Source organism: Halomonas sp. LES1, from assembly GCF_031846005.1.
In the GTDB taxonomy this organism is placed as follows: Bacteria; Pseudomonadota; Gammaproteobacteria; order Pseudomonadales; family Halomonadaceae; genus Halomonas.
In genome coordinates, this window is the sequence record NZ_JAVRGC010000001.1 from 477,410 (window position 1) to 497,046 (window position 19,637).

Below are 19,637 nucleotides of genomic sequence, written 5' to 3' on the forward strand. Positions count from 1 at the left end.
GCTAGCCGAACCGCCAGGAGCCCTGCCCTTGTCTCAGCCCCCCTCCTCTTCGCCCCCATCCTCGACACCGCCTCGTCATCGGCTCGCCGGCGGCCTGATCCTCACCGGCCTGGTATTGCAGATCCTGCGCCTGGCGGGACTGCCCGTGATGCTGCCGGCGGTCAGCGTCGCCTTCTGGCTGGCGGTGGCACTCCTCTGGCGAGACCTGAAGCGCAGCAATCGGCGCCAGGCCAGCGTCCTGGCCGGACTGGGGGTGGCGCTGCTGCTCGCCGCCGCGCAGCGCTACGACGCCGATATCGTCTGGGCGCATATGCTGGATGGCAACGCCTACGTGGTGGCCATGCTGGTCGGGGTGAGCTTTATCGGCCTGATCGGCACCCGCCAGGGGCATGCGCCGCCCCCCGGCAGCGCGGTGACCGGGCGACGCGGCACCGCCGGCACCTGGCTCGGGGTGCATCTGCTCGGCGCCATCCTCAACCTCTCCACGATCTTCATGGTCGGCGACCGCCTGCGCCGGCATGGCGAGCTGAGCATGCCCCAGCTGCTGGCCCTCAATCGTGGCATCTCCGCCGCCGCGCTGTGGTCGCCCTTCTTCGCCTCCATGGGGGTGGTGATGACCCTGGCACCGCAGATGGAGTATGCCACCATCCTGGCGTTTGGCGTGCCCCTGGGACTGGCCGCCGGCACCCTGTCGCTGCTCGATCTCTCCCGGCGCTTCGATCTGGACAGGGTGGCCGGCTACTCGCTGTCGCCGCGCAGCCTGCTGATGCCCGTGACCATGGCGGCCCTGGTGATGCTGTTCCACTTCGGCCTCACACCCTGGCTCTCCATCGTCAGCATCATCACCTTCCTGCTCCCCGGAGTGGCACTGGCCAGCAACCTGCCCCGCGGCCCGCGCTGGACCCTGGCGCGGGTGCGCAACCACGCGCTGGAGCGGCTGCCGGCGATGCGCGGCGAGATCTCGCTCTTCCTGTGTGCGGGGCTGCTCACCCAGGGGCTCTCGGCCTTTATCAGTGCCGCCACCGGCAGCGACTGGCAGCTCTTCGCGCACTTCGCCGCCCCCCAGGCCATCGCCAGCTTCCTGGCCATCGTCGCCAGCGCCGTGGCCGGGCTACACCCCATCATCGGCGTCTCGGTACTCGCCTCGATGCTCGAGCTGAGCGGCGACCGCCAGACGCTGTTCGCCTTTATCGCCCTCGCCGCCTGGGCGGTGGGCACCAGTGTCGGGCCCCTCTCGGGCATCAACCTCTCGCTGCAGGGCCGCTACGGCATCAGCGGCACGCGCATGATGCGCCAGAACCTGGGCTATGCCGCCGTGCTCTCCACGCTGGTCGTCGCGGGAGTGGTGGTGTTGGACGCCTGGCTGTAACAGGGGCGAGGGTCGAGGGGCCAATCCCTCGCACCTCGCTCCTCGCCCCTTGTTCCTACTGAGACACCCGCCGGAAGAAGCGATGGCCACACTGGTGGCAAGGGTCGATGCGGGTCAGCTCGGGCAGATCCACCTCGGCATCACAGTGCACGCAGGCCAGCCGGCCGGGTACCGCCATCTCCCCTTCGCAGTAGTCGGCACGCGCCGCCTCGAGCTCCTCCTCGAAGCGTTCGCGCTCCACCACGCTGCGATCGGCGATCGAGAGCAGCGACTCGCTCACCTGGCGCGACAGCGCCGAGAGATCGATGCCGAGCCAGGCCGCCACGCCCTCGCCGCCGGCATTCAGGTAGCGCCGCATATCCTTGAGATCGCGCTCCACCCAGGCGCGAAGCAGCGACAGCTCGTCCTTGGTGAACTCCTCGAGCTCGGACTCGAACTCCACGGCGTCATCCAGCTCCTTCTGCAGGTTCTCCCAGTTCAGCTCCCGGGCCCCCTCGCGCAGACGGTCCAGCATGCGCTCATAGCCTTGGCGCAGGTGGCGTTCCTCGTGCTCCTTGTGTGAATCACTCATGGTGCTCTCCTCGATATGCGAATAGGGAAACGCCGAGCCCCAACGTAGCCGGGCAAGGCCGTGCTGGGGTATCCTCTCCCTACCATTTAGACGACTTCCCGCCGTCAGTTCAACGCCTTGTCACCAGCATGCACAGGCAACATGACGCCGGACAAGCCATTCGAGCGTGCGCCCCCGGCGCGCCGAACCGATAGCCAAGGTACCCGTTGACAGCGATGGACGCACAGTACAAGCCCCAAGAGATCGAACGCGACGCCCAGCAGTTCTGGGAAAAGAACCAGTGCTTCAAGGCGGTGGAGGATGCCACCCGCGAGAAGTTCTACTGCCTGTCGATGTTCCCCTACCCCAGCGGCAAGCTGCATATGGGGCACGTGCGCAACTACACCATCGGCGACGTGGTCTCGCGCTACCAGCGCATGCAGGGCAAGAACGTGCTGCAGCCCATGGGCTGGGACGCCTTCGGCATGCCGGCCGAGAACGCCGCGATCCAGAACCAGGTCCCCCCGGCCGAATGGACCTACGCCAACATCGACTATATGCGCCAGCAGCTCAAGGCCCTGGGCTTCGCCTATGACTGGAGCCGCGAGTTCGCCACCTGCGATCTGGACTACTATCGCTGGGAGCAGTGGTTCTTCGCTAAGCTGGTGGAGAAGGGACTGGTCTACAAGAAGATGTCCACGGTCAACTGGGACCCCGTGGACCAGACCGTGCTCGCCAACGAGCAGGTGATCGACGGCCGCGGCTGGCGCTCCGGCGCGCTGGTCGAGCGCAAGGAGATCCCGCTGTGGTTCCTGCGCATCACCGACTACGCCGACGAGCTGCTGGCCGACCTCGACCGCATCGAGTGGCCCGAGCAGGTCAAGACCATGCAGCGCAACTGGATCGGCAAGTCCCGCGGCGTCGAGCTTGCGTTTGATATCAAGACCGCCGAGGGCGAAGTCGTCGAGCCGCTGTCGGTCTATACCACCCGCCCCGACACCCTGCTGGGGGTGACCTATGTGGCGGTGGCTGCCGACCACCCGCTGGCCCGCCAGGCCGCCGAGAACAATCCCGAACTGGCCGCGTTCCGCGAGGAGTGTGCCCAGGGCGGCACCAGCGAGGCGGAGCTTGCCACCCGCGAGAAGAAGGGCATGCCCACCGGCCATCTGGCGGTGCACCCTCTTAGCGGCCGTGAGGTGCCGGTCTATGTGGCCAACTTCGTGCTGATGGAGTTCGGTACCGGCGCGGTGATGGCGGTACCCGCCCATGACCAGCGCGACTGGGAGTTCGCCACCAAGTATGAGATCGCCATCGAGCCGGTGATCGCCGACGAGAACGGCCAGGTGCCGGATCTCTCCGAAGGCGCCCATGACGAGCACGGCATCCTGATCAACTCCGGCGAATTCGACGGTCTCGACTTCGAGGCGGCCTTCGACGCCATCGCCGCCAAGCTTGCCGAGCTCGGCCGCGGCGAGGTCAAGACCCACTACCGCCTGCGCGACTGGGGCGTGGCGCGCCAGCGTTACTGGGGCGCGCCCATCCCGGTCAAGTATGGTCCCGAGGGTCAGACCGAGCCGCTCTCCGATGAGGAGCTGCCGGTGGCCCTGCCCATGGAAGTCACCGTGGACGCCACCGGCTCGCCGCTCAAGCGCATGCCGGAGTTCTCCGACCTGGGCGACGGCTGGGTACGCGAGACCGACACCTTCGACACCTTCATGGAGTCCTCCTGGTACTTCGCGCGCTTCTGCTGCGCCGACAACCAGGAGGCGATGCTCGACGAGCGCGCCGACTACTGGCTGCCGGTGGACCTCTATATCGGCGGCATCGAGCACGCCATCCTGCACCTGCTCTACGCGCGCTTCTTCACCAAGCTGATGCGCGACCTGGGCATGGTCAACGTCGACGAGCCCTTCCAGCGCCTGCTGACCCAAGGCATGGTGATCGCCGAGACCTACTACCGTCCACAAGCGAACGGCAGCAAGCAGTGGTTCAACCCCGCCGACGTCGAGGTCAAGCGCGACGACAAGGGTCGCCCGGTCAGCGCGGTGCTGCTCGAGGACGGCCTGCCGGTGGAGATGGGCGGCATCGAGAAGATGTCCAAGTCGAAGAACAATGGCGTCGACCCTCAGTCGATGATCGACCGCTTCGGCGCCGACACCGTGCGTCTGTTCATGATGTTCGCCGCCCCGCCGGAGCAGTCCCTGGAGTGGTCCGATGCCGGCGTCGAGGGGGCCCATCGCTTCCTCAAGCGCCTCTGGCGCCTGGTCGGCGAGCACCTCGAGGCAGGCCAGCCCGGCACGCTGGACGTCGCCAATCTGGATGACGCCCAGCGCGAGCTGCGTCGCAAGACCCACGAGACCATCAAGAAGGCGGGTGACGATATCGGCCGACGCACCACCTTCAACACCGCCATCGCCGCGGTGATGGAGCTGACCAACGCCATCGGCCAGTTCCAGAAGCAGGGCGACTCGCCTTCGCCCCAAGGTCTGGCCGTGGCGCGCGAGGCCGTGGAGGCCTGCGTGCTGCTGCTCGCGCCCATCACCCCCCACGCCTGCCATGCGCTGTGGTCGGCGCTGGGCCATGCCGAGCCGGTGATCGATGCCCGCTGGCCGGCGCTTGACGAGAGCGCCCTGGCTCGCGACACCATTGAGCTGGTCGTGCAGGTCAACGGCAAGCTGCGGGCGCGCATCGAGGTGCCCGCCGATGCCGACAAGGCCACCGCCGAGGCCGCGGCCTTCGACTCCGACAACGTCCAGCGCCACACCGAGGGCAAGACGGTCCGCAAGGTGATCGTGGTGCCGGGCAAGCTGGTCAATATCGTGGTGGGCTAAGCCATGCAGCGACGCACTTTCCTAACCCTGGGTCTGGTCGGCGGTGCCGGCCTGGCTCTCGCCGGCTGCGGCTTTCAGCTGCGCGGCCTGAACAGTCCATCGGCACCGATGAGCGAGCTCGCCCTGGCGGGGTCCGACAGCGACCTGGCCAGGCGGGTCGAGCAGCGCCTGGTCGCCGCCGGTACCCGGGTACACGACGGCGCCGACCGGATTCTCAACCTGGGCAGGCCCGATATTCGCCAGCGCCGCGTCAGCGTGCTGGAGTCGGGGCCGCGGGACGAGGAGATGCGGCTCGTCGCCCCCTTCTCGGTGCAGCGCGCCGACGGGGCCTATCTGCTCGACCAACAGCGCCTCGAGGTCAGCCGCCGCTACAGCGTGGATGACGGTGACCTGCTGGGCCGCGAGGAGCGTCGCGACACCGTGCGCGAGGAACTGCTCGAGGAGGCCGTCCTCCAACTGATCGAGCGACTGCGTTCACTATAAATTTCAAAGCTTGAGATACCGAAAAAGGGGCGCCGGGGACAGGTCGGAGAAGAGGTCCGAGGACCAAGGACGGCCGAGGTAGCGTACAGGGAGGTATTTAAAGCGCCTCCTCGCAGGCCTGTCCCCGGATCAGCCCCGTTGGTAAAGGATACACTCTTTGAAAGTCTTCCCCGACAAGCTGGCCGACGCCCTGGCGAAGAAGCTGCCGCCGGTGGTGATCGTCGCCGGCGAAGAGCCCCTGCAGCATATGGAAGCCTGCGACGCCGTGCGCGCCGCCGCGCGTTCACGGGGCATCGAGGAGCGTGAGATCCTGCATGTCGAGGGCAACTTCGCCTGGGGACGCCTCCACGAAGCCTCGGCCAGCATGTCGCTGTTTGCCAGTGCCAAGCTGATCGAACTTCGCCTCTCCGGCAGCAACCTCGGTCAGGAGGGCACCAAGGCGCTGAGAGCCTATGCCGAGGAGATGAAGGCCAGCGACAACGTGCTGCTGCTGGCCATGGGCAAGCTCGACTTCCGTCAGCAGAAGAGTGCCTGGTTCCAGGCGCTCGACAAGGCGGGACTGTTCGTACCCGTATGGCCGGTGGATGTCTCGCGGCTGGGCTTCTGGCTGCGCGATCGCGCCTCTCGCCATGGCCTCAATCTCGATCTCGACGCCGCTCGCCTGCTGGGCGAACGCACCGAGGGCAATCTGCTCGCCGCCGACCAGGAGCTGCAGAAGCTCGCCCTGCTGTTGCCCGCCGGCGCCCGGGTCTCCCCCCGCGAGGTCGCCGGCGGTGTGGAGGACAGCGCGCGCTTCGATGTCTTCACCCTGGTGGATGCCTGCCTCAAGGGCGAACGCTCGCGGGTCGCCCGCATCATGGCCGGCCTCGCCGGCGAAGGGGTGGAGGCCCCCATCGTGCTGTGGGCCCTGACCCGGGAGTTGCGCACCCTGCTCTCACTTCATCAGCACCTCGACCAGGGCCAGAGCTTCGACCACGCCTGCAAGGCGCAGAAACCGGCCATCTTCGAGAAGCGCCGCCCCGCCTATCAGCAGGCCCTCTCCCGCCTGCCGGTCAAGCGCCTGCACAAGCTGTTGCTGTTTGCCCAGCGGCTGGACCTCTCCATCAAGGGTGCCGCCACCCTGCCCCTCCAGGATGGCCTTCATGACCTGGCGCTTACCCTGGCAGGCGGCCGCGGCCTGCTCGCCGAGCTGCCCTCCTCCTACCGTATCAATTGACTCTTAAACACAGGTCTATTGCAGTTACTGAAACCAAGGGGCGCTGGGGACAAGTCGAAGAGGAGGTCCGAGGACCAGGGACGGCCGAGGTAGCGTACAGGGAGGTATTTACAGCGCCTCCTCGCAGGCTTGTCGCCAGATCAGCCCCGAGCTACCGAGCTACCGAGCTACCGAGCTACCTACGATAACCCTTACCTTAAGCAGCAAGGGTATGAAATTTCACACCATTTCATTCTATACTGGGCGAGTATCATCGTGACGCCACCCAGTCGCCAGGACGCGACGCGTGGACCACCCCAGGAGCCGGAAATCCACACAGAGCCCCATACGAAGAAAAGGAACACCGACATGATGAAGAAGCTTTACCGCTACCTCAGCCCGCTGCTGATCCTCGCCCTGATGCTGGGCAGCCTGCCGGTCGTGGCCGCACCCGCTCCCGCCGGTGGCATGATCACCACCCAGGAGGCTCTCGCCGCCGAGCGTAGCCAGTCGGATCGCGAACGGATCCATGCCGTGCTGGCCCGTGATGACGTGCGCGAGCAGCTGGTCGCCCAGGGCGTGGACCCCGCCGAGGTCGAGGCCCGTGTCGCCGCGCTCTCCGATGCAGAGGCCGCCCAGATGGCCGAGCGCCTCGATCAGATGCCTGCCGGCGCCAGCGTGGTCGGTGCCCTGTTCGCCGTCTTCGTGATCCTGCTGGTCACCGATATCCTCGGCCTGACCAACGTCTACCCCTTCACGCGTTGATAGGTGCCAGCATGATCGACTGCCCTCAACGGCAGCCGACCCGCGACAGGAACGCCCGCCACGCGGGCGTTCTTGCGTTGGTGCTGCTGCTTTTATTGCTCGCCGGCTGTGCGACCACGCCCCGGCTCGATAGCGCCACCCGCAGCAAGGTGGCCCCGCGTGTGCTGATCGACGATGTGCCCTTCCATGGCCAGCGCGACTATCAGTGTGGGCCCGCCTCACTGACCATGGTGCTGCAGCATGACGGTGTGGCGACCGACGTCGACACTCTGATACCCCAGGTCTTTACCCCCGGCCGCGAGGGTAGCGTGCAGCCGGAGATGCTGGCCACGGTGCGCCGCCAGGGGCGAATCCCCTTCGTCATTGAAGGTCGCTTCGAGACCCTGCTCCGTGAACTCGATGCCGGTCATCCGGTGGTGGTGATGCAGAATCTCTCCCTGCCCGCCTGGCCATTGTGGCACTACGCCGTGGCCATCGGCTACGATTTGCAGGAGGAGACGATGATCCTGCACAGCGGCATGGAGGCCAGGCGAAAGGAGTCCTTCAAGCGCTTCGATGCCACCTGGGCACGCAGCGATCGCTGGGCCTTCGTGGCACTTCCCCCCGGGGAGATGCCGACCACCATCGGCACCGAGGCAGCCCTCCAGGCGATCGGTGATTTCGAGGCGGTGCACGGCAGTCAGGCGGCGCTCCCCGCCTGGGAGGCACTCGCCAAGCGCTATCCGGCAAACGCCACGGTCCACTTCGGTCTGGGCAATGCCCGCCATGCCGATGGCGATCTCGAGGGGGCCATCGACGCCTTCACCGCTGCCGCGGCGGTGGACGAATCGCATGCCCCGGCGTGGCTTAACCTGGGGCTCGCCCTGGAGTCAGCCGGACGCAGGGAGCCGGCCCTCGAGGCTCTGGCGCGCGCCGCGGCACTCCCCGGGCGCTGGCAGTCGCACAGCCGCGAAGCCCTGGAGCGCTTTGGCGAGTAACGAGGAGGGAGGAAGAGCGAATGAGCTATCACATCGAGATCAAGGGCATCGCCCAGCCCGCCGAGCCTGGTGACGGCGCCCGCGTGCTGGTGGATCGATTGTGGCCCCGGGGGCGTTCCCGGGAAGCACTGGCGCTTGACGACTGGTACCGTGACGCCTCGCCGAGCCCGGTGCTCAGGCGCCAGTATCAGCAGGGAGAGGTCAGCCCGACCGTGTTCGCCGTCCGTTATCGCGGCGAGCTACGCGACCACCCCGAACGGCTGCTGCCGCTGATGCGCCAGGTCCGTTATCGTGGGGCCCTCACCCTGCTGACCGCCGAACGTGATCTCGATGCCTCGCCGCTGCCGATACTGAAGGAGTGGTTGCTCTTCGCCCTGCAGGAGGAGGATGCGGCGGACAGGGAGCCCAGCTCGCCGCCCTGCTACAGGTATTTGTTCGAAGATCTTGGATAGAAGGTGCGTGCGGGGAGGAGAGAAATGAGTAGTCAGGCCACATGCCGAAGCCCCAGGCGTTTACGGTAATCATCCAACCTCCCCTGGGGAGCGGCGTAGAGAATACCCTCACGCTTGAAAACGACCACTAAGGTGGCGCATAGAATTCTGAGATCTAGCCAAAACGTTTGTTGTTCAACGTATTCCACATCCAGTCTCAGCTTTTTCTCCCAGCTGACATCCTGTCGTCCGTTGACCTGAGCCAGCCCGGTCACTCCGGGGCGAACCTCGTGGCGGCGCCGCTCGTCGTTTATGATGTAAGGAAGATATTCCATCAGCAATGGGCGTGGCCCCACGAAAGACATATCGCCTTTGAGGATATTGAACAGCTGGGGAAGCTCATCGAGGCTTGCACGACGGATACAAAGTCCGAGACGAGTCACACGCTCTTCGTCAGGCAGAGGGCGCCCCTGATCGTCTACTGCATCACGCATGGTTTTGAACTTGATCACCTGAAAGGGAATCTCGTCCTTTCCTGGACGCCACTGACGGAAAAAGACCTCCCCGCCCATATCGAATCGTATTAGCAAGGCTACAACGAGCATGATAGGGCTCAGTAACAGAAGCAAGATGGCGGCCATTGCAATATCGAAGGTGCGTTTTATCATGACAGCTTCACCCATTCGTCGAGGTTAGGAGAAAACTCCGACAGCTCGTAACGAGCCCCGGCAACGCGACCTAGCTGATCAACGCGCCCCTCAGCAAACCAGACGACGACCTGAACGAACATTCGGCACATCTGCTGGAAAACCCTCTGGCGGTTCTCCTCGTCGCTAAGCTCAGGATCATGAGGCCTGGCCGCCTGGAGAATCGGGCTACCGGTATCCATACCTTCATCCACGAAGTGGGCGGTTGCCCCAATGAACTTGCAGCTGGCTTTCAGCGTATCGCCGAATCCATCCAGGCCGGGGCAGGCAGGCAGGATAGCGGGATGAAAATTGATGATGCGCCCTCGGTATTTCTGCAGAAACAGTCCAGAGAGCAGCCTGGAATATGAAGAGATAAAGAGATCCACCTCGGGCTGGTCCAGGAAATAATCATAGAGGGCATCCGAGAACTCCCTGCCGGTGCGACATGGCAAGACCTCAACGGCAACCCCATGTTGTCGGGCGACCTCTACGGCACCGCACTCGCGGTCGCACACCACGAGGGCAATGTGCTGCCTGCAGGCCTCCACCTTGAGTGCCTGATCAAGCACACTGCCGCCTGAAGACGCCAGCACCACCATGTTCTTGCTCTTCGTCATGTCACACCAACCCGGAGATTTCGTGATTTCTAAAGCGCTTGAGCCTCAGCCAAGGCGCCCGGCATCAACCCTGGCCCTTCTGATAGAAGCGTTCAACATCGGGCTGATACCACTCGTCTAGATTCACCGGAACCCGGCTGTTGTAGCCCAGTAACTGCCGAGTCAGCGCCGATAGGTTCCGTCCATACTCCTCTCCCAGCATGCGTGCGTAATCCATCTGCGGCTTAATGAAGGGTCGGGTGAAGCCGCTGGTTAGGGCGACACGAGTATCTTCAGTCCTGTTCTGTCCACCGCGGTGCCAAAGATAGGAGTTGAAGAACACCACGGAACCGGCAGGACCGATGACCGGCACAAGATTGGCCTCGAACTCCTCATCGGTGGGTTTCTTTTCCGTGAGATGAGAACCAGGCAGGATCTGGGTAGCACCATTCTCGACGGTAAAGTCATCGAGCATCACGATCATGTTAAGGCGCGCCTTGTAACCAGGAATGTAAGTGCCGATGTCACGATGCACGCTGTGCAGGTAATTGCGCTTGCGTGCATAGCCTGCCGTAGGAGTACTGCAGCACAAGGTGTAGGGCTTTTCATCGAAGTAGCGTGCTATGTAATCGTGGAAGAGGTGCAGGTGATAGAACCTGTCGAGACTATCATTGCCCCCGACCGTCTGATGCGCCGTACCATCACCGGCATCATTCAACCCACGCTTGACCTGGTAGCTTTCACAGATATCAATCCACTTGAATACGTCAGCCTTCATTTCAGCGACCAAATCATCGTCCACTGCCTTCTCGAAGATGACCCATCCTGCTTCATTCATCTGGTGCTCATACTCTGTCATCGCCATTCCGGTATACATTTTCAATACCCCAGCTACAGAAGTACCCAAATTAATATCACGCGCCAACAGCCAAGGCGTTCCCATACTCATGCAAAGAAGTGGTCGTCTAATCTTTCACGCCAACCCGATGCACGTTATTACTCTTCACATACATAATATTACACTCCGCACCGACACCTTTCCTGCACCATTTTTCTCATTCAATAATGCTTAAAGTACTAAGTTTTGGGGGCTACATGGCGGCTGCTCGTGTTGTTCACTGAGAACGTGACGGGGCTTGCTGTCGTCTCGCACCCCACCAGGCCCAAGAATTGGCCTCACCGGCAAAGGCTGGAAGCTCATGGAGTCAGGAGGGTTCTCGGGATGAGCTACAGTAGAGCCCCCATAGCACGCACAGCCAGCCCGTGTAGAGGGTTACCCCCACGGGATAGAACATGAAGCTATAGCTCAGACCGAAGCCGAAGCTGCCCACCACCAACAGCACGGCGCAGGTGGCCAGGGCGCGGCGCCTGGGACTGCTATCACCGAGTCCTGACCAGAACAGCACCACCGGTACGATATAGAGCATCAACAGTGCCAGAACCCCCAGCAACCCACGGCGCACCCAGGCATCCAGAAGGTCACTGTGCGAATGAACGTAACCCGCCACCCTCGGATCAAGCTGCCCGTCGGCTCCCAGGCGCTCCAGTTCCAGTCGCGACTCCCGCGAGCCCCAGCCATACACGGGCCGTTCGGCAATCAACATGATCGCACCGCGCCATATCTCGAGCCGCGCACCAGTTTCCACGCTCCGCTCGCCCTGCAGGTAGCGTGTCGCATGCTCGAGGCCACCGGTGATTCGCTGCTGCACACCGGTCTGGGGCAGCATGACCACTAACGCAAGCGCCAATATCCCCCCCGACGCCAAGGTCAGCACCTGGAAGCTGCTGAAGCCCCGGCCATAGACCCACCACAACACTCCCAACAGAACCGGCAGCGTCACCCAGCCGCCTCGGGTACCCGAGAGGATCGACCCCAGCAGGCCCCCACCGGCTCCCACCAGCAACGCCACTACCCAGAGTGAGGAGCGCCGATAGCCCCAGGCCCACCCCAGTCCGGCCAGGCAGAACATCGCCAGTAGCAGGCTGAAGTTGCCATAGAGAATCGCGTTCAGGCTCCCGGACCCTTCGGAGCGCACCTCATGCCAGACAGCGCGCTGCCACAGGCTGAACACACCACTCGCCACCCCACCGGTCAATGCACCGGCCCAAAACCACGCCGAGGCGGGGGGAAATCGTAATAGCACCATCAGCATGGGGGCCATCAGCATGGTCGGCCACACCAGCTGGAACGCCTGCAGCGTCTCGCCGTGCCAGCTACTACCCAACAGCCACAGGAACGCGAACAGGGCGCAGACAACCGGCAGCACCATGGGCAGGGCATAATCCCATAACCGGGTTAATGACCATCCGAACACCGGAATCGCCATGCTCAATAGAATGATGAAGGCCAGATAGCTGCCAGGGAAAGTTAGCGCCAGCGCTCCCGCTGACCAAACAGCCAAACCGGTCCAGACCCGCATCATCCTTGCTCCCTTGGTGGCTGACTGATAACGGCTGATACTAGTGGCCGACACTAGACACGCCCGGTATCTCCATCGCCTCCGCAGGACCCGACATGGAGACCACCTCAGCTTGTCTATTGATTCGCGCCATCTGCACCAGACGGTCGCACTTTGCCACGCTCACCCCGGCACACAGTTCACACCAGCGGGAGGTGGGCTCCCGCCCCTGGGCCCAGGCGATCAGCGCCGCCGGTACATCAGCCCCCGCTTCGGCACTGAAGGGATAGCCGCCGCCAAAGCGCGGATTGAGCTCCAGCAGATAGACCCGCTGGCCATCGTAAAAGAGATCGCAGTCGAGATTGCCTATATGGCCCAGCGCCTGCCCCAGGCGCTCCCCCACGGCCTCGAGCACCGGGTGTGACTCGGTGGTGGCGCGTTCGGTCTCCCCGGCCCGCATCGACAGCTTGCGCTTGACGAAGGTCGCGCGATAGCGCCCCGACAGATCGTTGACCACATCGAGGCCATACTCTTGCCCCGGCAGCGCGGACTGAATGATCAGGCCACTGCCGTCAACGGCGTCCTGACGCAGCCCCAGGGCCGGAAAACGGTGCTGGCTCCAGCGCCAGGCCAGCACCAGCGTTTCACGATCCTCGACCCATTCGACCCCCAGCGAGGCGCTACCCCAGCGTGGCTTGATGATCAGGGGGAACTGAATCTCGTTGCAGTCGAGGGCCACCAGCGCGGCCTCAAGGCTGTGATAGGTCTTCGGGGCAAGCAGTCCTACCTGTTCGGCGAAGCTTGCCGTGGCCAGCTTGTCGGCGGCGAGCTCGACCACCTCCAGAGAGGAGACCAGCACCCGGGTACCGATAGCGGAAAAGCGCGCCTGCTCACGGGCCAGCAACGGCAGCTCGTGGTCGTTCAAGGGCACCAGCAGAGCAATCTGCTTCTCCGCACACAGTGCCAGCAGCTCGTCGATATAGTCCGGGGCATCGACCCGCGGCAGGATAACCGCCTCGTCGGCCTCCCGCAGCGCCGTGGCCTGGTCGGAGCAGTCGGCCGCTACCAGTTGACCGGCACCCCCCAAGGCATGACGAAAATAGGTGATCAGATAGTTACGTCTACCGGCACAGGTGAAAAGTATGTTCATGATCGGCATTTTCCTTGTTATTTGAGGCCGGCTGAGACGCCTGGGATACATCAAGCTGCTGCATATAGCTGGCGAGAATGGTCGCTTCCCCATCGGCACGCTTGAGGACGCGCCCCTCAAGATCGACGACCCCACAGGCCGGCACGATGAAGGGAGGGGTATAGTTCAGGGAGTAGGCACCGCGATTCTTGACCAGCACGAAGTCCCCCGGCTGCAGAGCCGCCGTGAAGTCTTTACAGATCACGTCATGCTCCATGCAGGTGTGTCCCACCAGCTTTAAAGACTGCGGCTGGCTCGCCTCGTCGCGGCTCGCGCTCACGGCCTCAAGTAGCGGAGCCACGCTAGAACGCGTCGGATTCACGGCGTTGATGCTGGTATCCAGCAGCGCCTGCCAGCCATCGCGACGCTGTCGCACCTCCATCACCCGGGCGGCCAGGCACATGGTATTGGCCACCAACGAGACACCCGGCTCGACTACCAATCGTGTTACCGCCGAAGGCCGGTGGTGCACGAACGCCTCGCCGATGGCATCGGCATACTCCTCCAGAGAGGGCACCGGGAAGGAAAACTGAGAACGCAGACTGGCCGGCATCTCACCGAGCAAGCCTCCCCCGATATTGATCGTCTCGATGGGGTGGGTCGGAAGCAGGCGACTGGCCACCTCGCACAGCCGCCGGATACGCCGCACCGGATCCTCCACCCCCAGCGCACGACATGTCGCATGACAGTGCAGCGCCACCACCTCGACCCCAGGCAGGGCCTCCAGATGTGTGAGGGCCTCGTCGAGTTCACCGTTTTCCACATCGAAGCCGAAGCGGCTCATCAACTGCGATGATGGGAAGTTGAGGCGCAGCCCGACTCTCACCCGTGGCAACTCGCCGGCGAGCCGAGCAAGGGACTCGAGCTCGGCGAACGAGTCCAGATTGACCTGGCTACCCGCCTCGAGGGCGAACCGCAGATCAGCCTCACGCTTGATCGGCCCGTTGTAGATGATTCGCTCGGCCAGCAGAAAGCGGCGCGCCACGTCATATTCAAAGCGAGAGACCACCTCCACTTGACCCTGCATATCCGCCACGCAGGCCACGAGGGCCGGCATATAGTTCGCTTTGAGCGCATAGGCCACATCGGTGCCGGGCCAGTGCTGCCGTAGGCGACCCCGTAGTCCGAGATAATTGCGCCGAAAGGCCGCTTCGTCGAAGAGGTAGAAGCTGTCGCCGACCTCTCGTGCGATCTTGTCCAGAAATGCATGCTCGCACATCGTCATATCATCCTCGCTCCGTATCGGTAAAAGTGCTCGCCCGACGGGCGATACCACTCAGACTCACCGGAACCCGCGCGTTATTACCAAGCATCTGGCGCGTCAGCGGCGATAGCGAGCATCCATACTCCTTACCCAGCCTGCGTGCATGGTTCACCGCCGGCTTGATACGGAAGCCGACGACCCTTGAACCAAGTTTCCTCTTCACCGCCCCACACCGCTTGCCGAATATCTTCTTGGACATGCCTCCAGAGAGAAAGCACCTGTAAGATCCAGACACATTTCCAGGTCACGACCATATCGACCCGACTCACGAAAGCCTTGACGCAAGTAGAAACGAATCGCCGGCCAGTCCCTGTGTGAAATTTGCAGGGTTAAACAGTCGAAGCCCCTTGCCACCGCCAACGCTGCCGTCGCCTCCAACAGGGACCGAGCCATGCCACCGCGACGCCCCTCGGATGCCAACAAGAGGAGCGTGATGAAAGCGCTCGGCCGGCCAGGATCATAGGTATAGAAGGCGCAGAAGCCGGCCAAATGGCCATCGACGATAAGCACCGCGATATCGGCCTTCTCCAGAATCTTGGTGACATAGGCATCGAGATCGATACCGTGCACCAGCTCCCCTTGCTGACGCGCCTGCTCTTCATGGGTCAAGCGCCGCAGTTCATCGGCATACAAGCTGTGTTCACTGGGGGCCAGGACTCTAGTGTTCCACGATGATGAACCGGCACGGACGCGAACACGCTTTTTGGTAACACCACGAGTACGACTCGCCGGAATCAACTGAAGGCTCATTGGCAGCTCCCGCCCAAGTAACATTTCGACCATCAATGTCACTCATTGTTACACTTTACGTGAAACGCTGCCGTACGAATTATTTAGTCACTTGAAACAGACACACTCAGTCCAGCCAGGACGAGTAAGGGGGGGTCTGTTAGCGCCTGAAAGGGTGAGGCATCTGATCTCGAAGCGCCGAACGACGTCAGATCACTGACTGGATTCGGCGGAGGAGAATCCGAGCATGAGAAAAATCATCACACTCAATGAGAGATGGATTCGGTAAACTTATGTATCAATAGTAAGTTTTGTAAATTGGATCGCGAAGCGTGTCACGCTCAGGATGCGGCACAGCCGATCGCGATCGCCGACAGGAGATGACAGCATGCTGGACGGCCCCTTTCCCCCCTGGCCCTCCTATACCCAGGAGGAAGCCGACGCGGTGACACGCGCGCTGATGTCCAATCGTGTCAACTATTGGACCGGACAGGAGTGTCGACAATTCGAGAGGGAGTTTGCCGGCTACGTGGGGGTACAGCATGCCATCGCCGTCGCAAACGGCACCAACGCGCTGGACCTGGCCTTGAAGGCACTCGACATCGGCCCAGGCGACGAGGTGATCGTCACCTCCCGCACCTTCCTGGCCTCGGCCTCGAGCATCGTCAATGCCGGCGCCAGCCCCATCTTCGCCGACATTGATCGCGACTCCCAGAACATTACCGCCGCCACGGTCGCCCCCCTGATCACGCCGAGAACGCGGGCCATCATCGCCGTGCATCTGGCGGGCTGGCCCTGTGAGATGGATGAGCTCAGGGCACTGGCAAACGACAACCACCTCGCCCTGATCGAAGACTGTGCCCAGGCCCATGGCGCCCGCTATCACGGCAATCGCGTGGGCAGCCTGGGAGATATCGCCGCATGGTCCTTCTGCCAGGACAAGATCATGACCACCGGCGGTGAAGGTGGCATGGTCACCACCCAGAACAGCGAACTATGGCAGCGCATGTGGGCCTACAAGGATCATGGCAAGAGCTGGTCAGCCGTCTACGAACGCCAGCATCCAGCCGGGTTTCGCTGGCTGCATGAAAGCATCGGCACCAACTGGCGTCTCACCGAGATGCAGGCCGCCATCGGTCGCATTCAACTTGGCCGAATGCCGGAATGGAAGGCCACACGCCAGGCCCATGCCCGGCGCATATGGAACACCGCCCAGGAGCTTCCCGGCCTCAGGGTGCCGCACATTCCTGCATATATCGACCACGCCGCCTACAAGTGCTATCTCTTCGTCGAGCCTGAGCACCTCAAGGCAGGATGGGACCGAGACCGCATCCTGCATGCCATCGTCAGTCAGGGGGTGCCCTGCTTCAGCGGCTCCTGCTCGGAGGTCTATCGCGAGAAGGCCTTCGGGCCCAGGGGCGATCACCCCGGCTGGCACCCCGCAACGCGGCGGCCGGTAGCCCGGGAACTAGGCGATACAAGCCTGATGTTTCTGTGTCACCCGACTCTCGGGGCGGCTGAACTCGACAGAACCTGTGATGTGCTGGAAAGCGTGATGCGGGAGGCTTGCCAACGTCGAGACCTTCCCAACGGCACCCCCAGCCTCTAAACGCTGGACCAGATTAACAAACGCAGGTCCCAGATCAACAAACCTGCCCTGACACAAGGGAGCCCTGCCATGCTACGTACCCGCTGGTTGAACGCCTTGCCGGCGCTCGCCCTGCTCCTACCCCCGGCACTTGCGGCCCACGCCGACTCCTCTTCACTCTCGAACCCGGAGCCTAGCCCAGAGATGATCCAAATCCATATCGGCGGCAGCGAAGGCACCCGCTACCATGGCAACCTGACCGTGTCATCGCAGGACGATACGCAGACCCACCGGCTGGAGGGCACCGCCCCCACTCAGCTGACCTACCCTGGTGAACAGGCCAGGCTGGAGCTGACCCAGCAGAGCCCGGGTAGTTTGACCATCGAGGTTATCAAGCGAGGTAATCGCAGCGTCTCACGCGTATCGGGTGTGGGGAGTCGCATTCAGGTATCGGTCAACTAACGAGGCGAAGCAATAGCAACACGAGCCGAAGCAATAGCAACATCCATTAATATGAAACCGGCCTCCTGGGAGGCCGGTTGCTTTGGAGCAGATTCCTTTTGAGCCAGTGCTGCTCTTGAGGCAGGAGCTCTTACTGAACCACGAGAGCGTTGTTGCCCCAACCACTCTGAGTGGTGACAGCCCAGTTGCCTCCCCCAGTCTGGGTATGGGTCGCCGTGTTGAAGGCGCCATTGGCCTGCGAGATGTAGGAGAAGTTACCCACGCCTGCCTGGCTCACATTCGCATCGCCGAAGGCTCCGGTCTGGCTGACCAGCGAGACGTTACCCAGGCCTGACTGGCTAACATCGGCGTCGTTGAGCAGCCCATCCTGATGCACATAGGAGTAGTTCCATTCCCCATCCTGGGAGACGCTGGCCATATCACCGACACCACTCTGGTCGATATCGGAAGTATTCGCCCAGCCAGTCTGGCTGACATCGGCCCCATTGCCGGCACCACCCTGATCAATATAGGAGGTGTTCGACATGCCGGCCTGGCTGACCTCGGCACCGTTAAGCACGCCACTCTGGTTAATCATGGAGTCGTTCCACGCGCCAGTCTGACTGACATCGGCGCTGTTAAGAAGACCGCCCTGATTCAGCTCGGCGTAGTTCTTCTTACCAGACTGCTCGACACTGGAATCACCCACCAGCCCCGTTTGATTCACGTTGGCCGTGTTGTCACCACCCCAGATTCCCCAGGCACCATTGCTCTGGCTAACGGTGGAGTCGTTGAACGACCCAGTCTGATTGACGTTGGCGGTGTTATCACTGCCGCTCTGATTGACCTCGGATTCGTTGTAGTAGTTGGTCTGATAAACATTGGCTTCCTGACGGTAGCCACGCTGATCGACACTGGATTTATGACCAACACCATGCTGCTCAACGGTCGCATCATTGTTGCGGTCGCGCTGCTCGATACTAGAGTTATTGTAGGAACCCTTCTGGGTCACCTCGGCATCGTTGCCCCGACCTGTCTGATAGCTGAAGGAGTCATTGCTCCAACCTTCCTGATGGATGCTTGCTTCCTGATAGGAGCCAGTCTGGAGCACCTCGGCATCATTGTAATCGCCAAGCTGAGTGATATTGGAGGTCTGATTACCGTTGCCACGATCCTGAGCGACCAGCGCATCATTGCCCCAGCCCGTTTGATAGGTGTTGGCAACGTTACCACCGCTGGCCATCGCATGGCTGCTGATCATGGCGATAGAGGCGGCAAGTAAAGTCATCTTCATTTTCATGATTGATCCCCTTCGTATTGTGCCCTGGTTTAGCTATTGTTGGCATTCACCAGGAGGTCGTTACATGAAGTCGCTGACCCCAGTCGACTCCACAGCACCAGATGTCCATATTGATCTATCAATGCTGGATCACCTGGATGGCTGCCTGACCACGCGAGTGCTGTATTACCTCAACAGGCGCTCGACGCGTGGATCCCACTTGCATGATGCTCGCACTGCCGTGAACACCACTCTGAACAATGGACGCTTGCTTGCCGACACCGCGTTGCTCGATGGTAGCCCCATGGCCATATCCCGATTGTGCGATGCTCGCCTCGAGATATCCGCCAGCCTGCAGCACCGCCGCGTCATGCTGCTGCCCCACCTGATCGATTTCGGCAAGGTTGTAGTAACCTCGCTGTACGATCAGTGCCTCCTGCCCTTGACCGGACTGGAAGATATTGGCCTCATGACTGATACCGTCCTGGTCGGTTCTGGCCAGGTTATTGACCACAAAACTCGGCGACACCTGCCCGAACTCCGACTCGAGGTGCAGATCACCGGCATCAGCGGTCGGCGTCATCGATACCCCGGTAGCGAAAGCGATACAGCCAAGAGCCATTAACGTTTTCATAGGAAGTTCGCCTCGCCTCGTAATCATTGTTGTGTCATTTCTGATGTTTCTTGAGCGTTGTTTCATACCGCCCTTGATGCTTACAAGTATTTACATAAAGAAACGCATCAGCAATCATCGTATTTCATTATTTTTGAAGGCGAGATAACTCATCATTTTGGCCTTGCTAGATCATCTTTTCTCATACTGAGAAAATGGCTCGCATCATCAAACGAAACGGGCGCCGCT

The 19,637-nt window shown here is 62.2% G+C and carries 19 protein-coding genes; 9 read left to right on the top strand and 10 right to left on the bottom strand.

Annotated elements, in window-relative coordinates:
• The first annotated feature begins 28 nt into the window (after window positions 1–28).
• Window positions 29–1,369 carry a hypothetical protein gene (locus RM463_RS02335; protein ID WP_311428827.1) on the top strand — a complete coding sequence of 447 codons (1,341 nt, stop codon included), beginning with the start codon at window positions 29–31 and terminating at the stop codon, window positions 1,367–1,369.
• A 55-nt stretch (window positions 1,370–1,424) separates the two neighbouring features.
• Here RM463_RS02335 and RM463_RS02340 read toward each other — a convergent pair whose 3' ends face one another.
• A complete protein-coding gene (locus RM463_RS02340) occupies window positions 1,425–1,940 on the bottom strand; it encodes a zinc ribbon-containing protein (protein WP_195688238.1) in 516 nt (171 codons plus the stop codon).
• Window positions 1,941–2,155: 215 nt separating this feature from the next.
• Here RM463_RS02340 and leuS point away from each other — a divergent pair, with 215 nt between their 5' ends.
• The 6 genes from leuS (at window position 2,156) to RM463_RS02370 (ending at window position 8,622) form a co-directional block, all read left to right on the top strand.
• The gene (gene leuS, locus RM463_RS02345; protein ID WP_311428828.1) at window positions 2,156–4,750 is read left to right on the top strand and encodes a leucine--tRNA ligase; all 2,595 of its coding nucleotides are present in this window, start codon (window positions 2,156–2,158) and stop codon (window positions 4,748–4,750) included.
• Window positions 4,751–4,753: 3 nt separating this feature from the next.
• Window positions 4,754–5,233 (top strand): LPS assembly lipoprotein LptE, encoded by a 480-nt coding sequence (lptE, locus tag RM463_RS02350; protein ID WP_311428829.1) that lies wholly within the window; start codon window positions 4,754–4,756, stop codon window positions 5,231–5,233.
• A 157-nt stretch (window positions 5,234–5,390) separates the two neighbouring features.
• Window positions 5,391–6,449, top strand: a complete 1,059-nt coding sequence (holA, locus tag RM463_RS02355) for a DNA polymerase III subunit delta (RefSeq protein ID WP_311428830.1) — start codon at window positions 5,391–5,393, stop codon at window positions 6,447–6,449.
• Window positions 6,450–6,800: 351 nt separating this feature from the next.
• A complete protein-coding gene (locus RM463_RS02360) occupies window positions 6,801–7,193 on the top strand; it encodes a PA2779 family protein (RefSeq protein ID WP_132042519.1) in 393 nt (130 codons plus the stop codon).
• 11 nt (window positions 7,194–7,204) lie between these two features.
• Window positions 7,205–8,170 (top strand): PA2778 family cysteine peptidase, encoded by a 966-nt coding sequence (locus RM463_RS02365; protein ID WP_311428831.1) that lies wholly within the window; start codon window positions 7,205–7,207, stop codon window positions 8,168–8,170.
• 20 nt (window positions 8,171–8,190) lie between these two features.
• Window positions 8,191–8,622 carry a DUF488 family protein gene (locus RM463_RS02370; protein ID WP_311428832.1) on the top strand — a complete coding sequence of 144 codons (432 nt, stop codon included), beginning with the start codon at window positions 8,191–8,193 and terminating at the stop codon, window positions 8,620–8,622.
• A 32-nt stretch (window positions 8,623–8,654) separates the two neighbouring features.
• On the opposite strand, the gene RM463_RS02375 is transcribed toward RM463_RS02370, so the two are convergent.
• The 7 genes from RM463_RS02375 to RM463_RS02405 form a co-directional block, all read right to left on the bottom strand.
• The gene (locus RM463_RS02375; protein ID WP_311428833.1) at window positions 8,655–9,269 is read right to left on the bottom strand and encodes a sugar transferase; all 615 of its coding nucleotides are present in this window, start codon (window positions 9,267–9,269) and stop codon (window positions 8,655–8,657) included.
• Window positions 9,266–9,907 (bottom strand): formyltransferase family protein, encoded by a 642-nt coding sequence (locus RM463_RS02380; protein WP_311428834.1) that lies wholly within the window; start codon window positions 9,905–9,907, stop codon window positions 9,266–9,268. The genes RM463_RS02375 and RM463_RS02380 overlap by 4 nt, the downstream gene beginning before the upstream one ends.
• A gap of 64 nt (window positions 9,908–9,971) precedes the next feature.
• Entirely contained in the window at window positions 9,972–10,835 is an 864-nt protein-coding gene (locus RM463_RS02385) for a phytanoyl-CoA dioxygenase family protein (RefSeq protein ID WP_311428835.1), read from the bottom strand.
• A gap of 256 nt (window positions 10,836–11,091) precedes the next feature.
• A complete protein-coding gene (locus RM463_RS02390) occupies window positions 11,092–12,309 on the bottom strand; it encodes an O-antigen ligase family protein (protein ID WP_311428836.1) in 1,218 nt (405 codons plus the stop codon).
• Window positions 12,310–12,346: 37 nt separating this feature from the next.
• Window positions 12,347–13,435 (bottom strand): ATP-grasp domain-containing protein, encoded by a 1,089-nt coding sequence (locus RM463_RS02395; RefSeq protein WP_311428837.1) that lies wholly within the window; start codon window positions 13,433–13,435, stop codon window positions 12,347–12,349.
• A complete protein-coding gene (locus RM463_RS02400; protein WP_311428838.1) occupies window positions 13,407–14,693 on the bottom strand; it encodes an alanine racemase in 1,287 nt (428 codons plus the stop codon). Before RM463_RS02400 ends, RM463_RS02395 begins: the two co-directional genes overlap by 29 nt.
• A gap of 204 nt (window positions 14,694–14,897) precedes the next feature.
• Window positions 14,898–15,488 (bottom strand): GNAT family N-acetyltransferase, encoded by a 591-nt coding sequence (locus RM463_RS02405; RefSeq protein WP_311428839.1) that lies wholly within the window; start codon window positions 15,486–15,488, stop codon window positions 14,898–14,900.
• A 367-nt stretch (window positions 15,489–15,855) separates the two neighbouring features.
• Here RM463_RS02405 and RM463_RS02410 point away from each other — a divergent pair, with 367 nt between their 5' ends.
• Window positions 15,856–17,076 carry a DegT/DnrJ/EryC1/StrS aminotransferase family protein gene (locus RM463_RS02410; RefSeq protein WP_311428840.1) on the top strand — a complete coding sequence of 407 codons (1,221 nt, stop codon included), beginning with the start codon at window positions 15,856–15,858 and terminating at the stop codon, window positions 17,074–17,076.
• Window positions 17,077–17,145: 69 nt separating this feature from the next.
• Window positions 17,146–17,517 carry a hypothetical protein gene (locus RM463_RS02415; RefSeq protein ID WP_195688252.1) on the top strand — a complete coding sequence of 124 codons (372 nt, stop codon included), beginning with the start codon at window positions 17,146–17,148 and terminating at the stop codon, window positions 17,515–17,517.
• A 130-nt stretch (window positions 17,518–17,647) separates the two neighbouring features.
• On the opposite strand, the gene RM463_RS02420 is transcribed toward RM463_RS02415, so the two are convergent.
• Window positions 17,648–18,796: a hypothetical protein gene (locus RM463_RS02420; protein WP_195688253.1), complete on the bottom strand. Its 1,149-nt coding sequence runs from the start codon at window positions 18,794–18,796 to the stop codon at window positions 17,648–17,650.
• 118 nt (window positions 18,797–18,914) lie between these two features.
• Window positions 18,915–19,409 carry a hypothetical protein gene (locus tag RM463_RS02425; protein WP_195688254.1) on the bottom strand — a complete coding sequence of 165 codons (495 nt, stop codon included), beginning with the start codon at window positions 19,407–19,409 and terminating at the stop codon, window positions 18,915–18,917.
• Window positions 19,410–19,637: the final 228 nt, after the last annotated feature.

Excerpts from the sequence above, each read along its gene's own strand:
- RM463_RS02340 (WP_195688238.1), bottom strand. The coding sequence starts at position 1,940 with ATGAGTGATTCACACAAGGAGCACGAGGAACGCCACCTGCGCCAAGGC.
- leuS (WP_311428828.1), top strand. The coding sequence starts at position 2,156 with ATGGACGCACAGTACAAGCCCCAAGAGATCGAACGCGACGCCCAGCAG.
- lptE (WP_311428829.1), top strand. The coding sequence starts at position 4,754 with ATGCAGCGACGCACTTTCCTAACCCTGGGTCTGGTCGGCGGTGCCGGC.
- RM463_RS02360 (WP_132042519.1), top strand. The coding sequence starts at position 6,801 with ATGAAGAAGCTTTACCGCTACCTCAGCCCGCTGCTGATCCTCGCCCTG.
- RM463_RS02365 (WP_311428831.1), top strand. The coding sequence starts at position 7,205 with ATGATCGACTGCCCTCAACGGCAGCCGACCCGCGACAGGAACGCCCGC.
- RM463_RS02370 (WP_311428832.1), top strand. The coding sequence starts at position 8,191 with ATGAGCTATCACATCGAGATCAAGGGCATCGCCCAGCCCGCCGAGCCT.
- RM463_RS02375 (WP_311428833.1), bottom strand. The coding sequence starts at position 9,269 with ATGATAAAACGCACCTTCGATATTGCAATGGCCGCCATCTTGCTTCTG.
- RM463_RS02380 (WP_311428834.1), bottom strand. The coding sequence starts at position 9,907 with ATGACGAAGAGCAAGAACATGGTGGTGCTGGCGTCTTCAGGCGGCAGT.
- RM463_RS02385 (WP_311428835.1), bottom strand. The coding sequence starts at position 10,835 with ATGAGTATGGGAACGCCTTGGCTGTTGGCGCGTGATATTAATTTGGGT.
- RM463_RS02390 (WP_311428836.1), bottom strand. The coding sequence starts at position 12,309 with ATGATGCGGGTCTGGACCGGTTTGGCTGTTTGGTCAGCGGGAGCGCTG.
- RM463_RS02395 (WP_311428837.1), bottom strand. The coding sequence starts at position 13,435 with ATGAACATACTTTTCACCTGTGCCGGTAGACGTAACTATCTGATCACC.
- RM463_RS02400 (WP_311428838.1), bottom strand. The coding sequence starts at position 14,693 with ATGTGCGAGCATGCATTTCTGGACAAGATCGCACGAGAGGTCGGCGAC.
- RM463_RS02405 (WP_311428839.1), bottom strand. The coding sequence starts at position 15,488 with ATGAGCCTTCAGTTGATTCCGGCGAGTCGTACTCGTGGTGTTACCAAA.
- RM463_RS02410 (WP_311428840.1), top strand. The coding sequence starts at position 15,856 with ATGCTGGACGGCCCCTTTCCCCCCTGGCCCTCCTATACCCAGGAGGAA.
- RM463_RS02415 (WP_195688252.1), top strand. The coding sequence starts at position 17,146 with ATGCTACGTACCCGCTGGTTGAACGCCTTGCCGGCGCTCGCCCTGCTC.
- RM463_RS02420 (WP_195688253.1), bottom strand. The coding sequence starts at position 18,796 with ATGAAAATGAAGATGACTTTACTTGCCGCCTCTATCGCCATGATCAGC.
- RM463_RS02425 (WP_195688254.1), bottom strand. The coding sequence starts at position 19,409 with ATGAAAACGTTAATGGCTCTTGGCTGTATCGCTTTCGCTACCGGGGTA.